The organism is Natrinema ejinorense (assembly GCF_002494345.1).
GTDB classification, from domain to species: domain Archaea; phylum Halobacteriota; class Halobacteria; order Halobacteriales; family Natrialbaceae; genus Natrinema; species Natrinema longum.
Genome location: NZ_NXNI01000001.1, coordinates 976109 through 989726, shown reverse-complemented (window position 1 = coordinate 989726; position 13618 = coordinate 976109). Strand labels below are relative to the sequence as shown.

The following is a 13618-nucleotide window of genomic DNA, read 5'->3' as shown; positions in this document are numbered from 1 at the left end:
CGTTCGACAGGATACCGCGGGGAGTTATCACTCGAGTTCACTATCGATCTGCTATGGGACGGAGACGACACAGGGCGATCATCGGGGTCGCGATGGTCCTGCTGGGACTCGTTCAGGCAGGCTCGTCTGTCGTGGGTAGCGAGTGACAGTTTGCCGTGTTCGGTCTCCTCTATGCTCTCATCGGAATCGGGTACCTCTGAGCGGAGGTCTACACTGTCGACCGGTAGCCCGAGCCAGGCGAGGAGCCCCTGTAATCGAACTCTTACATCGGCATTCCGCCAGTGTTTGTATCACCGTCTGCGGCCTGCTGGCCACGATTCTGGGCGTTCTCGAGCAGCGTCGCCGCCTCGCCGCGATACTCGTAGCCGGGGATGATCCCCTGTGCGAAGGTCCCTTCGACGAACTCGATCAGGGCTTTGGCGTCGGCGACGCCCTCGCCGGCGTCCCAGGCGGTGTACTCGAGACTGACCCGGACGTCGTCGCCGTCGCGTTCGACGACCGGTTCGTCGTGCGTGCTCGTGTGGGCGACGGTGAAGACGTCTCGGAGGCGGCGTTCGAGGGTCTCGAACCAGCCGTCCTCGACGGGCGGTGCGACGACTTCGTCGGCCACGGCGGCGTCGAGCGTCGGGAGGACGACCGTGACGCGAAACCGGCCGTCGCGTTTCCCCTCGGCGTCGTCGGCCGTGATCGTCGTCTCGAAGACGGTCGTCGTGAGATCGTAGCCCGCGTCGCTCCGCACGAACGCGTCGTGAGGATCGTAGCCCGCGTCGCTCCGCACGAACGCGTCGTGAGACTCGAGTTCGCGCGCGACGGGAGCTGGAAGGTCGGTCATTGTAGCCCACCACGTGACTGGCGGAAAAGGATGTTACGCTGTTCCGATCGCAGGGCAATCGCGCCCTCGGTGATCCCGATAGCACAGCGATCACCGCATCCATAGCCCGGCCATCGCGTCGTAAGTACCTGTTACACGACGGAAATCCGGACGAAATCGCCCGCCTTCGCGAGGATCGTTTCGGACGGGAAGTGTCGCGTTTCGACCGAAAACGGCCCCCATTACTACAAGGGAAACAATCCTCTATCGGGGGCATGAGTCTAGATCGACACGCCGCGGAACGTCGTCGCTTCGCTCGCCTCCTCGGAACGGACGGCGACCACGGCTCCGGCCTGCCGATCGGCGAGCAGGACGCCGACACCGAGGGGGCCGACCGAGAGGGAGACGACGCTACTGACAGCGACGACCGCTCGAGCGACGACCTGGTTACGAAATCTCGCGGCTGCTGAGGAACGAATCGAGTGCCGTCGCGACTTCTTCGAAGTCCTTGACCGTCAGCCCGTCGGTCGTGACGAAGACGCCCTCGCTGTCGGTGGTGACGCGGACGAGGAAGCCGTTCTCGAAGACGCGGATCGTGTAGTCGTACTCGCCGAGTTCCGACCCCTCGTACGCCGTCTGGGTCGTTTTGAACCCGCGCCACTCGTGCCCGATGAACGTCGAGAGGTCGGCGTCGCGCTCGAGGTCGTCCCGGAGGTATACCTGTTCGAAGTCGTCGCGCGTGAAGTAGGTGATCGAACGAAGGCTGTCGCCGATGGCCGTTCGACAGGTCGCGACGATCTGCTCCGTTGCCTCTGGTGTGAGTAATCCGGTCGGCATACGGGAGCAGTCGAACCGCGCGAACTTAACGACGAGGGCTAATCACCGCGCGTTGAAACCGCTGTGACTGGGTGCGGGTGCGGTCTCTGGGTACTATACCTGCTCGATCGCCCGATCGAGGTCCGCGATCACGTCGTCGACGTCTTCGATGCCCACCGAGAGGCGCACGAGGTCGTCGGTCACGCCGCCGGCCAGTTTCTCCTCTTCGGTGAGTTGCTGGTGGGTCGTACTCGCGGGGTGGATGATCAGCGTCTTCGCGTCGCCGACGTTCGCGAGCAGGCTCGTGAGATCGACCTCGTTACAGACCGTCTCCGCGGCGTCGTAGCCGCCCTCGAGTCCGAACGTGATCATGCCGCCGTACCCCCCTTCGAGGTACTCCGCGGCGTTGTCGTGGGTCTCGTGGCTCTCGAGGCCGGGGTAGTTGACCCACGAAACCTTCGAGTGATCCTCGAGGTACTCCGCGACGGCCATGGCGTTCTCGCAGTGTTTCTCCATGCGCAGCGGCAGCGACTCGAGTTTCTGCAGCGTGACCCAGGCGTCGAAGGGCGACTGCTGGTTGCCCAGATCCCGCAGGCCGCGGGTACGGGCGACCACCGAGAAGGCGGCGTCGCCGAACGTTTCACGGAAGTTCACGCCGTGGTAGGCCGGATTCGGCTCGGTGATCTCGGGATAGTCGCCGTCTTCCCACGGGAACGAGCCGCCGTCGACGAGGATCCCGCCGATCGTCGAGCCCGCACCGTGGATCCACTTGGTCGTCGAGTTCCAGACCAGATCCGCGCCGTGCTCGAGGGGCCGGCACAGATACGGCGTCGCGAAGGTGTTGTCGACGAACAGCGGCACGTCGTGGTCGTGGGCGATATCGGCGATGCGTTCGATATCCGGCGTCACCAGCGCGGGATTGCCGATCGTCTCGAGGTGGACGAAGGCGGTGTCGTCGTCGATGGCCTCGGCGTAGGCCTCGTAATCCAGCGTATCGACGAACTTCGTCTCGATACCTCGCTTGGAGACGGTATGCGTGAGATAGGTGTAGGTCCCGCCATACAGCGCCGACGAGGAGACGATGTTGTCGCCGACGTCCGCGAGGATGAACGTCGCGAGGTCGAAGGCGGCCATCCCCGATGCGGTCGCGAGCGCGCCGACGCCGCCCTCCAGGGTCGCGATGCGTTCTTCCAGCATCGCGTTCGTCGGGTTCATGATCCGCGAGTAGATGTTGCCCGTCTCCTCGAGGCCGAACAGGGCGGCGGCGTGGTCCGTGTCGTCGAACTCGTAGGAGCTGGTCTGGTACAGCGGCGGTGCGCGGGCACCCGTCGTCGGGTCGGGTTCCTGCCCGGCGTGAATGCTGTTCGTCGCGAATCTGTGCCCATCGGAATCGGGATCGTCGCTCATACCCGCCCCGTCGCAGGCGGTCTAAGTAAAACCACTAGACGTATCGCTCGGGCTGGGAAGTTACGGGCGGTAGCGCGGGAACGATGCGGCCGCCGGCGTCAGAGAACGCTGACGACGCCGAGACTTTCGACGAGCAGCCAGCAGACGAACGCCCCATATAGCCCCAAGAGCAGCCACCCCTCGCGTCGGGTGAGGGTCATCCCGGTTCGGGAGATCGCGAAGAACGCGACGGTCGCCAGGACGAGAAACCCCATCATCGGGACGATGTTGGCGAAGTTGATCGGCAGCGACCCCGCCACGAGGACGCCGACCGGCACGGCGATCAACAGGTCGAAGGTGTTGCTTCCGAGGACGTTCGCCAGCGTGACTGTCGGCCGGTCGGCTCGCGCAGCCGTCAGACTGACGAACGTGTCCGGCAGACTCGAGCCGGCGGCGACGACGGTCATCCCCCAGAGGAACGAGGGGGTCCCGAAGGCGTCCCCGAGGCCGATCGCCGCCCGAACGAGCGCTTCGACGCCGAGAACGATGAGTACCAGCCCGACGGCGAACCAGAACCACGTGCGGGCGAGCGCGATCGACGCGTCGCCCGTCTGGTCGGACTCCGCGGCGTCTAAGTACTGCGTGAACAGGTAGAGTCCGTAGAGGGCGACCGGGAACAGGGCGAGCGGTCTCGAGACGGTCCCCCCGATTCGGCCGCCGACCACGTCGGTCGGGTTGTAGATGACCGCCAGCGAGAACGTCAACAGGAGCGACGCGACCGCGAGCATGTAAAACAGCGACTCCTTGTAAACCAGTTCGCGCGTCGTGTCGATCCCGCTGCCGACGAGCACCGCGAGGCCCGGAATCACGAGGAGGTTGAACACCGCCGAGCCGACGATCGATCCCACCCCGAGTTCGAACTCCCCGTGCAGCAGCGTCGCGAGGAGGACGCTCGCCAGTTCCGGCGTACTCGAGCCCACTGCGGCGATGACGGCTCCCTGAACGACCGCCGGCAGTCCGTACGCGATCGCGAGTTTGTTGGCCGAATCCTCGAGCCAGGAACTCCCTTTCCACACGACCGCCGTCCCGACGGCCGCCATGAGGAGTAGCGTGACGAGTTCGAGCACGAGACCTCCTTCTCAGGACCGTCGAATAAACCAATCGACAGAACCGTCCGAGTCGCGTCTCGGTCGCCGTCACGTGATCGCGACCCCTGTACCGGGACCGAATACAGCACTCACCACGGGACCGGCGAGTCGAGGAAGACGCCGAAAGAACGGGCCAAGTGGGTTACCGGGACCGCGCGAGCAGGGCTGCCGCGAGGAGGGCGATCGCGACGAGTGCGGTCCCGCCCGCGAACCCGGTGACCGAGTCCGAACCCGAACGCCGATTCGAGTCACCGGAGCCACTCCCGTCACCGGAATCGGTACCGCCGTTGGCGTCGCCGTCCCCGCTCTCTGAGGACACCGGTGTCCCGTCGTCGACGGTGAGCGTCCCGGCCTCGAGGGCGGGTTCGATGCGGGACCCCCCGTCCGCGTCGACCTGTAGCTTCGTTATCTCGAGTGTCGCCGAGCCGGTGTCGGTTCCGGTCACTGCGACCGTCGCGAGCGTGACGTCGGTCGCACCGGGAGTCACCTCGTCGGTGAGGTCGGCGGCCTCGACGGTTACCGACCGTCCGTCGTCGCTTACGATGGGATCGGTCGTCTTCCCGTACGTGTCGGGATAGCTGACGTTCGAGATCGTCGCGGCGTCGGTCGATAGCTCGAGCGTGATCTCGAAGCCCGCGAGGCCGTCCGGGGCGTCGGTGAGTGCGATGCGATGGGTCGCGGTCGCCCCGGGTTCGACGGTCGCGTTGGCGACGACGAGACTGCTTCCGGTCTCCGCGGTCGCTCCGATGCCGGGGGCCGCTCCACCGCTCGCGGCCGTGACCGCGACCGGGAGCCCGACCGCCAGTCCGACCGCGAGGGCGACGGCGAGCGCGCCGACCCGACGTCGTTGTGGTCCGTCGCTCACAGTTCGTCGTACAGTTCGTCGATGTCGTCGTAGTCGATGCGGCCGTTGTCGTTGAAGTCGTAGGCGTCGACGTTGAGCGTGACCGACTCGTCGTCGAGGTGCTCGAAGAGGAGGACGACGTCGTCGTAGTCCAGCCGGCCGTTCCCGTTGATGTCCTCGAACGTCCCGTCGCCATCGGGGTCGGACGGAGCCCGTCCGCCGACACCACCGCCGACCGGCGGCGGGCCAGTGACGACCACGCCGGGCCGAGGCTGGGCTTCGATCGCAGCCCCCTCGTCGTCGTCCAGGGACCGGACGTCGGCCGTGATATCGGTCGTCCCGCCGCCGACGCCCTCGAGTTCGACGGTCGCCAGCGTGACGTCCGTCGTGCCGGGTTCGATCTCGTCGTCGATGTCGGCGAATCGGAACTCGGCCGTCGATCCGTCGTCGCTGATCGTCGGTCCGGCGGTGAGTTCGAGCGCGTCGTGATAGCTCGCGCCCACGATTTCGGCGACGTCGGTGTGCTCGAGGGAGACGGTGACTCGGCCGCCGGCGAGCCCGTTCGGGATCGACGAGAGCGTCAGGTCCGCTTCGCCGGTCGTCTCCTGGCTGATCGCGACGGAGTCGACGTGAAGCGATGTCGGCGGCTCGTAGACCCACAACGCGTCGTTGGGATACGAGCGACCGAAGCTCCCCTTGTCCTCACAGAGGAGAACGCGGCCGTCGTCGAGGACCATCACGTTGTCGACGTTGATCGGCGCGGCGTCGACGACCGACTCGCGATCGGTCGCATCCGGGCCGACGACGACCGACTCGAGCGTCGAGACGTCGTAGCCGGACTCGAGTTCGGCCCGGTAGACGACACCGCCGTCGACGCGTTCCATCCGAACGTCGCCCGCGTCGTCGGCCATGCCGTCGTTGAGTTCCGAGATACCGACGTAGAGGAAATCGCCGGGTTCGGCGTCGTCGAGCGAGTCGATTCCCTCCGCCTTGCGGAACTCGACGCTGGCACCGATCGCTTTCGCTGCGGCCCGCGTCTCGAGGAACGGGACCCGTCGGAGATCCTCGTCGACCCCATTGGGACCCTCCTCCGCGTACTGTGTGGCCCACTCGAGGATGGCCGCATCAGCGATGTAATCCTGGTTGCCGTTGATCGCGACTTCCTCGTCGGCTTCCGCCAGTGCGGTCTCGAGATCCGCCTGCCAGTCGGTCTCGGCGTGGGTCTCGAGGTAATCGACCTGCGTGAGATCGTCGTAGTCGGCGATCCAGGACTCGACCTCGGCGTTGCTCGCGGTGCCCAGTTCCAGCCACTCGATCTCGAGGTCGACGTCGGCCGGTGGCTGATTCCTCGCGGCGTCCTCGTTAGTCACGCGGGCGGCAAACAGCGTCCCGCGGACGTCCATCCGGTCGTCGTAGCTCGGGATCGGCTCCTCGGCGACGAACTTGTAGAGACCCTTGTTCGCGCCGTCGGAAGCGAGATACACGGTCCGCTCGTCGGGCATGAACTCGGGGCACTCGAAGGCGGCCCGACCCATGGCGTGGTGTTTGACCGGGGTCGGCTCCGCGCTCGTCGGCTCGGTGACCTCGACGATGTGCCCGTATCGATACCGGTTCGGATAGCCGTCGCCGATGGGATTGGTCGTGTTCGTCTCGCCGTCCTGATCGACCGGCTCGGCCCCGAGATAGTAGGCCTGCATCTCGAGGCCCGCCAGCGCCCACGTTCCCTGTGGGTACCAGCTCTCGTCGAACAGTTCCTCGATCGAACGCGCGATCTCGGTCGGGTCTGGACGGTTCCAGAACGCCGCCGCACCACGAACGCCGACGCCGCTTTCCGCGTCGACGACGTCGCTCACCGTGGCCGGTCCCGACACGCGCGGGTGGCTGTAGTCTTCCTCGGCGGACATCGGCGTCTCCCAGGGACTCAGATCGCCATAACAGTTGATCCGGGTGCCGCCGATTTCGCGAAAGGCCGCGAGGTTCTCGAGGTTCATCGCGTTCTCGAGGTCGGCCTCCCAGCCGTCCTCGTCGCGGCTGATCGGCGTGCGCGTGATGCTTCCGGGGCTCGTCTCGTTGTTCGTAAACAGATACCCCTCGAGCCCCTCGTCGTCGGTCGGGACGAAGAAGTTCATGTCGGGGTTGTAGCCGACGTCACCGTACCGACTGCCGTCGAACGCGGCGATATCCGTGCCGTCGGGCGTCTCCGGGTGGCCCCACTTCGCGTCGCCGCCGGCGATCGGCGCTCCTTCCTGGACGAGGATGTCGTACTCACCGCCGGCGACCTGGACTCGTCCCTGCGCGTCAGCAGACCGGGGAGCCTCGAGCGCGTCGAACTCGTCGTTCTTGCCGTTGAACTCGAACTGGTGGCCGGCGAGGACCCCGACGGCCGCCGTATCGTAGGGTCCCGGGTTATCGCGGCTGGGATGTTGCAGGCTGAACAGAACTTCGCCGTTCTCGAAGACGAACGGGCCAGTCACCTCGGCACCGCGGGCCGTCGTCGCGAGCCGCTGGAGGCCCCCGCGTATCGTCGGTGCACCCGGTGTATCGGCGTCAGCCGCGGTTGCCGTCCCGATCGCTCCAACGCCGATCGCAGCCGCCGCTGACGTCGCCATCAGCGTCCGTCTGGTAAATTCGACCATGCGACCGAAACAACTCTCGAGACCGTAGTTAGATTTTATAATATTGGTACATGGAAGAAATAATTCCGTCGAACGCTACTATTGCCATACAATGTAATAGATCGCTATGAGGGGTACCGACCGCTATACGATCATATTGAGCGGGGACTATACCGACACGTCGACCGGGACCACTCCACATATCCTCGAGTGGACAGCGAGTAGATCCCTCGGATCGCTCGAGTGGCCCGGTCGTTCCTGGCAGAGCGACGGCCATCCCCAGGCAGTACCCACAGAACAGAGCGTCAACCGCGCTCGAGACGACTCGAGGGGCAGGCCTACTCGAGGTCGCGTTCCTCGACCTGCGTTCGGATCTCGTCGGCCCGGTCGCGGACCCACGAGCAGTACCGGTCGATCTCCGCAGGGGTCGTCCCGTAGAACGATGCGACCCAGTTTTCGTCCGCCCAGGGGCACGTGGTGAGGTACGCAGCGAGGGTATCCTTGCCGGCCTGGACGACTTCCGGTGGGACGCCGCGTTCGCCGGTGTTCTCCTCGACGAAGCCGTTGACGTCGAAGTAGACGTCCGCGTAGCGGCGAGCGTCCTCGAGGTCGTCGAACGTGACCTCGGTGTGGTTCGGTGCCTCGAATCGGTACCGCGAGTCGTCGCCGTCGGTCGCGTCGGTCTCGACGATTCGAACGCCGAACACGTACGCGTCGACGACTGACTCGTCCGTCTCGGGGGCGGGGGTTGACTGGGTCATATCGAAACGGGTCCGGACGAACCTACCCTCGCCGATTTATTGAACGTTCGTATGTGGTGTATATATCACTCGGGAACCAGCCGTTCCAGTACCGATACGTCCGGTGGTTCACGTCCCCGTGACGTCTATTCCGCCGCTGGCTGCGTCACCGCGCCATCCGCCTCCGCAGATTCGGACTCGAGGACGCCGGAAGACGAACGACCGCGGTCGTGCCATCCGCGTCCGTCTCGAAGGAAAGATCGCCACCGAGTGCCGTCACGGACCACCAGGCGATCCACAGCCCCAGTCCGCTGCCGTGTTCCAGGGCAGTCTCCTCGCCGCGCTCGAGGACGGCGAGTTCGTGTGCCGGAATGCCGGGACCGTTATCGCGAACGGTGAAGACGGCGGTTCGATCGGCCGCTGCGCTCTCGAGGTCGATCGTCACGTGCGGATCGTCCGCGTCGCTGTGGACGAGTCCGTTCTCGATGAGGTTCGCGAACGCGACCGCGAACAGTTCGCGGTTCGTCCGGAGGGTCAGCGCCGCCGACACTGCGACGTCGACGCGGCCCTCCTGTTCGGCCTCGAGATCGACTGCGATGGACTCGAAGACGTCACGGGGGGTCACCGTCGCTGCCGACGGGGTCGTTTCGATCGCACGCTCGAAGGTGCGGGCCTTCTCGGCCATCGCGAGTACTCCATCGACGTCGTCGTGGACCCCCTCGAGCATCCCCGTGAGTTCGTCGTCGTCGACGCGGTCGGCGGCGATCCCGACGTAGCCCCGGACGGCGGTCAGATCGTTCCGGAGGTTGTGACGCAGGACCCGGTTGAGGATCTCGAGGCGCTGTTCGCGTCGCCGCTGGTCGGTGATATCCTGCAGGACGAGCGTGTGACCGACGATCCGTCCGGACTCGTTTCTGAGCTGTGACGTCGAGACGGTGAGCTCCCGGTGGTCGCCGCCGTCAGTATCCGTGATGATCCGCGTCTCCGCGTCGTCGACGGTCAGGCCGGTCACCCGTTCGAGCGGTTCGCCCAGAACGCCCGGTTTCGCGACGTCGAACACCGTTTCGGCCGCGGGATTGCAGTCGACGATCCGCTCGTCCGTGCCGACGACGAGAAACGGGTTCTCGAGCTCTTCGATGGCGGACCGATCGGCCGTGCGCTGGACCGACGGACTGTACGTGAACATGTTTCCGCCGACGAACGCGTAGCTGTCGAGCACGACGTGGGGGAGAAACAGCACGGCCGAGAGGTTGAGCTGATCGACCGGTCCGAGTCCGAAGAGCCACACGAGCAGGCCGACCCCCGGCGGGAGCGTACTGAGTCCGACCGCGAGCGCTTCCGTTCGGTAGAGCGGGCCGTAACTGATGACCGTATCGAACAGGAGCAACGTTCCCGACGCCGCAAAGACCGTCCCGACCATGATCGCGAAGAACGCCCAGGCGTTGAGGTCGTAAGACACCGTCGCCGCGCCGTAGACCGGATCGATTCGGAACCCGCTCCAGACGATTTCGTGGAGCGGATTCGTCGCGACCAGCACCGTCGTGATCACCGGGACGAGGACCAGCGCTCCGAACCAGGGCGTTCGAACGAGCGAGCCGCGGCCGGTGTACTCGAGGCCGAAAGCCAGAAACGGCACCCCGGTCCAGACGATACCGGTCCAGGTCAGGACCTCGAGGCCCCATCGCAGCGCGGGATCGAAGACCAACAGCCCGAGACCATACGAGAAACACCACAGCGCCTGTGCGAACAGTGCCGCCAACAACCAGTCCGCGCCCGGTTTCCCCCTGTGTTGGCGGAGATACTGGAGCAAAAACAGCGTTCCGACGCCGGAGAGGATCGACCCAGCAGCCGGCCACGGAACTGCACTCATGCTACGGAGGGTACGAGCACAGCGACTTCGGTGTTGTGGCCCGCTGAGGACTCGAAGCTGCGCGTCGTCCCGTCGCCAGAGCCCGACAGGCTGACGCCGCGCTCACTCGAGCAGCGACTCGCCGGTCATCTCGGGGGGGTGCTCGAGATCGATTACCTCGAGGATCGTGGGCGCGATGTCCGCGAGCGTTCCGCCGTCACGAATCGTCCGCCCTCCCGCGGTTCCGTCGGGTGCCTGGTAGATCAGGGGGACCTCGTTGTACGTGTGCGCGGTGTGGGGGTCTTCCGCCGTTCCCATGTCGTCCGCGTTGCCGTGATCCGCAGTGATGAGGACGTGTGCGCCGGCGTCCTCGAGCGCCGCGACGAGCCGACCGAGTTGGGCGTCGACGGCTTCGACGGCCTCGATCGCGGCCTCGTAGTCACCGGTGTGGCCGACCATGTCCGGATTGGCGTAGTTGAGCACGAGCACGTCCGGGTCGTCGGCGTCGATGGTATCGATCGCGGTATCGGTCACCTCCGGCGCGCTCATCTCCGGCTGAAGATCGTATGTCGGAACGTCGGGGCTCTCGACGATCTTCCGGATCTCGCCGTCGAACTCGACCTCGCGACCGCCGTTGAGGAAGTAGGTGACGTGGGCGTACTTCTCGGATTCGGCGATCCGAAGCTGGGTTCGGCCCGCGTCGGCCAACACTTCGCCCAACACCTGTTCGGGCTGATTCGGCGGGTAGGCCACGGGGAGGTCGAACGTCTTGTCGTACTGGGTCATCATGACGACCTCGGCGTCCGGCGGGCTGGTCTCGAGGTCGTCCGCCCAGTCACCCGGCCGAATGTCGGCGAGCATCCGGGTTAGCTGGCGGGCGCGATCCGACCGGAAGTTGAACCAGACGACCGCATCGCCGTCCGCGAGTGCGGGCTGGTCCCGAACCAGCGTCGGCTCGACGAACTCGTCGGTCTCGCCGCGGTCGTAGGAGGCTTCGACGGCGTCGACGGCCGACTCGGCGGTCCACTCCGTCTCGCGGTTCACGATGGCGTCGTAGGCCCGCTTCGTCCGCTCCCAGTTCTGGTCGCGGTCCATCGCGTAGTACCGGCCTGAAACCGTCGCCACGTCGCCCGTGCCGTGCTCGGCGATGACATCCTCGAGCGTGCTGAGGTACTCCCGGCCCCCGGTCGGAGAGGTATCACGACCGTCGGTGATCGCGTGGGTGACGGCCTCGACGTCGCGGTCGGCCGCCAGTTCGATCAGCGCGTGCAGGTGTTCCTGATCCGAGTGGACCCCGCCGTCGCTGACGAGGCCGAGGAAGTGAACGCGGCCGTCGTTCGCCCGCGCTCGATCGAACGCCGTATTGATCGCGTCGTTCTCCCGGAACGAGCCGTCCGCGATCGAGTCCGAGATCCGCGTGTACTCCTGGTAGACGACCCGGCCGGCACCGATATTGAGGTGGCCGACCTCGCTGTTTCCCATCTGGCCGTCCGGGAGGCCGACGCGCCGCCCCGCGACTTCGAGGCGGCCGTACGCACCCGATTCGGCGAGCCGGTCGAACACCGGCGTATCGGCTGCCTGAACCGCATCTCTGCCGCCGTCACCGAGTCCCCAGCCGTCGAGGACGATCAGCGCTGCGTCCATACGTATGCGGTTTCCAGCGCGGCCTAACTAGCTGTCGTTGTCGTCGTGAAACGAGGTCCCAATCGCGTCCCACCCGCCCTCGTCGGGGTCCGTTCGGCTGGCGGGCACGTCGAGGGGCGTCACTCGTTCTGGATGAACTCGCCCGAACAGTCGTACTCGAGCAGTTCGTACTCGGCGATGTCGGGCTCTTCGTAGGGGGCCGCCCGATCGGTCAGGCCGTAGACGGTGACCCGTTCGACGCCGGTCTCGTGCGTGGCGTTCCAGCGCCCACAAAGGTAATTCGCGAAGTACGAGTGGTGGTTCTCGTTGCCGGCATAGCGCATGTTCGAGACGTATTTTCGCCACCGTGCAGTCTCGTAGGTTTTATCGACGGACGGTGGTCTGTCCCAATCGACCGCCGAGCCGTGGTAGACGTCGATTTTCGTCCCGTTCTCGAGTTCGCCGGGGACGACGAGCCACCGAGCGTCGGAGGTCGGGTTCGGTGCGAACATCCGCCAGCTTTGGCCGGCTTGGGCCGTATCGATGACGTCTTCGGCGGGCTCCGGAACCTCGGTGTAATCGACTGCCGCGGCGTTCGAGAGCACGACGAGCGACAGAAAGAGCCACGGAACGATCGTCGAGAACAGGACGCGACTGTGGCCCCTGATGGCTGTGAGCGAGGGGCCGGCCTCACGTGCCGACGGGAGCAGCGACACCGAGAAACGCGGCACGCCTCGTTGCAGTCGGCTCAGTTCCCGTCGAAGGACCGGCGTGGCTCCCGCTCGAGTCGCCAGCGCCGTCAGTCGATCCCAGACGACTGGGGGGTAGAACAGGATCAATCCCGCGACGGAGATGAGCGGGAACAGCCCGATCTGGAGCATGGTGAGCATGCCCAGATGCATGCCGATGAAACAGGACGCGAGTATCGCTCGTCGGTAGCCGGTCAACACGAGGAGCAACGGCGACGCCAGGATGAGCGCCATCCAGACGTAAGCACCGATGCGCAACAGGAGCAACTGGTCGGCGAGCACGTTCCCGAGCAGGATCGTCAGCTGATCGGCCTGAAAGATCTCGACGAGCGCGTCGCCCCCCATCCACACGTCGCTTCTGGACTTGTGGATCGCGTTGGTAACGTACATCAACACGACCTGCAGCAACACTGCCATCGTCCCGACGGAGGTTACCGTCGATCGGTCCCGATCGAATCGGCGTGCGTCGATCGACCACCGCTCCCCGAGCGGGAGAAAAACGCCCCAGAAGAGGAGCATTCGCAGGAGGGTGTCGCCGCTGTTGAGGACCATCGGGTTGCGAATGTGCAACGAAACCAACAGGACCCACGAGACGATCGTCGCGAGCCGGGTTCGGTAGCCGGCGACCAGGGCGAGCCCGACGACGCCGGCGACACAAAACAGGAGCGCCTGTACCCACGCCGCGCCGGAGACCGCATGGAGGGAGTAGACCGTCGAGTAGTCGGCAAACAGCGCCTCGAGCGGGAGCACGCCGGCGTCCGTGTAGAAGGCGGTGAGGCTCCGCGATCGCAGCAGTAGATCGACGATAATCAGCGTCCCGACCGCGATACGGAACGCGGCGAGCGCTCGCAGATCGATCTCGAACCGCCGGGCGACCGCTCGGGAGGTGCCGTCGACCGCGTTCGCCACTCGAGTCCGCACGGAGGTGGGGAGGTGTTGATCCATCGTCGATCCTAACTGTTCGCTTCTCGCATCTCGGATCGACCGTCATAAGCTTGTTGTATACTGAAACGACTGTCGTAGCCACCGGACGCGAG

Annotated in this window: 11 protein-coding genes; 1 reads left to right on the top strand and 10 read right to left on the bottom strand. The window is 65.6% G+C overall.

The genetic code is table 11. The features are described from left to right. Nucleotides 1-262 precede the first annotated feature (262 nt). Nucleotides 263-832: a DUF5813 family protein gene (locus tag CP557_RS04980; protein ID WP_097378890.1), complete on the bottom strand. Its 570-nt coding sequence runs from the start codon at nt 830-832 to the stop codon at nt 263-265. A gap of 254 nt (nt 833-1086) precedes the next feature. Here CP557_RS04980 and CP557_RS04975 point away from each other — a divergent pair, with 254 nt between their 5' ends. Beyond that, the gene (locus CP557_RS04975) at nt 1087-1281 is read left to right on the top strand and encodes a hypothetical protein (protein WP_097378889.1); all 195 of its coding nucleotides are present in this window, start codon (nt 1087-1089) and stop codon (nt 1279-1281) included. On the opposite strand, the gene CP557_RS04970 is transcribed toward CP557_RS04975, so the two are convergent. The 9 genes from CP557_RS04970 to CP557_RS04930 all read right to left on the bottom strand — a co-directional run bounded on the left by CP557_RS04970 (nt 1259) and on the right by CP557_RS04930 (nt 13526). Further along, entirely contained in the window at nt 1259-1648 is a 390-nt protein-coding gene (locus CP557_RS04970) for a DUF7522 family protein (RefSeq protein ID WP_097378888.1), read from the bottom strand. The two genes, CP557_RS04975 and CP557_RS04970, sit on opposite strands and share 23 nt — an antisense overlap. Nucleotides 1649-1741: 93 nt before the next feature. Beyond that, nucleotides 1742-3034, bottom strand: coding sequence for an O-acetylhomoserine aminocarboxypropyltransferase/cysteine synthase family protein (locus tag CP557_RS04965; RefSeq protein ID WP_097378887.1), 1293 nt, complete (start codon nt 3032-3034; stop codon nt 1742-1744). A 98-nt stretch (nt 3035-3132) separates the two neighbouring features. Beyond that, nucleotides 3133-4140 (bottom strand): sodium:calcium antiporter, encoded by a 1008-nt coding sequence (locus CP557_RS04960; protein WP_097378886.1) that lies wholly within the window; start codon nt 4138-4140, stop codon nt 3133-3135. A gap of 163 nt (nt 4141-4303) precedes the next feature. Next, a complete protein-coding gene (locus CP557_RS04955) occupies nt 4304-5026 on the bottom strand; it encodes a hypothetical protein (protein ID WP_097378885.1) in 723 nt (240 codons plus the stop codon). Beyond that, nucleotides 5023-7641, bottom strand: coding sequence for an alkaline phosphatase PhoX (locus CP557_RS04950; RefSeq protein ID WP_097378884.1), 2619 nt, complete (start codon nt 7639-7641; stop codon nt 5023-5025). The genes CP557_RS04955 and CP557_RS04950 overlap by 4 nt, the downstream gene beginning before the upstream one ends. A 317-nt stretch (nt 7642-7958) precedes the next feature. Then, complete coding sequence (locus CP557_RS04945) at nt 7959-8381, bottom strand: hypothetical protein (RefSeq protein WP_097378883.1); 423 nt, start codon at nt 8379-8381, stop codon at nt 7959-7961. A 145-nt stretch (nt 8382-8526) separates the two neighbouring features. Further along, the gene (locus CP557_RS04940) at nt 8527-10230 is read right to left on the bottom strand and encodes a histidine kinase N-terminal 7TM domain-containing protein (protein WP_097378882.1); all 1704 of its coding nucleotides are present in this window, start codon (nt 10228-10230) and stop codon (nt 8527-8529) included. Between the two features lie 102 nt (nt 10231-10332). Continuing rightward, on the bottom strand, nt 10333-11853 hold the full coding sequence (gene gpmI, locus CP557_RS04935) for a 2,3-bisphosphoglycerate-independent phosphoglycerate mutase (RefSeq protein ID WP_097378881.1): 1521 nt from the start codon (nt 11851-11853) through the stop codon (nt 10333-10335). A 119-nt stretch (nt 11854-11972) separates the two neighbouring features. Next, nucleotides 11973-13526 carry an HTTM domain-containing protein gene (locus tag CP557_RS04930; protein ID WP_097378880.1) on the bottom strand — a complete coding sequence of 518 codons (1554 nt, stop codon included), beginning with the start codon at nt 13524-13526 and terminating at the stop codon, nt 11973-11975. Nucleotides 13527-13618: the final 92 nt, after the last annotated feature.

Bases quoted from the DNA above. Each gene is read 5' to 3' on its own strand.
- CP557_RS04940 (WP_097378882.1), bottom strand. From the start codon at position 10,230: ATGAGTGCAGTTCCGTGGCCGGCTGCTGGGTCGATCCTCTCCGGCGTC.
- CP557_RS04950 (WP_097378884.1), bottom strand. From the start codon at position 7,641: ATGGTCGAATTTACCAGACGGACGCTGATGGCGACGTCAGCGGCGGCT.
- CP557_RS04970 (WP_097378888.1), bottom strand. From the start codon at position 1,648: ATGCCGACCGGATTACTCACACCAGAGGCAACGGAGCAGATCGTCGCG.
- CP557_RS04930 (WP_097378880.1), bottom strand. From the start codon at position 13,526: ATGGATCAACACCTCCCCACCTCCGTGCGGACTCGAGTGGCGAACGCG.
- CP557_RS04965 (WP_097378887.1), bottom strand. From the start codon at position 3,034: ATGAGCGACGATCCCGATTCCGATGGGCACAGATTCGCGACGAACAGC.
- CP557_RS04975 (WP_097378889.1), top strand. From the start codon at position 1,087: ATGAGTCTAGATCGACACGCCGCGGAACGTCGTCGCTTCGCTCGCCTC.
- CP557_RS04945 (WP_097378883.1), bottom strand. From the start codon at position 8,381: ATGACCCAGTCAACCCCCGCCCCCGAGACGGACGAGTCAGTCGTCGAC.
- CP557_RS04980 (WP_097378890.1), bottom strand. From the start codon at position 832: ATGACCGACCTTCCAGCTCCCGTCGCGCGCGAACTCGAGTCTCACGAC.
- gpmI (WP_097378881.1), bottom strand. From the start codon at position 11,853: ATGGACGCAGCGCTGATCGTCCTCGACGGCTGGGGACTCGGTGACGGC.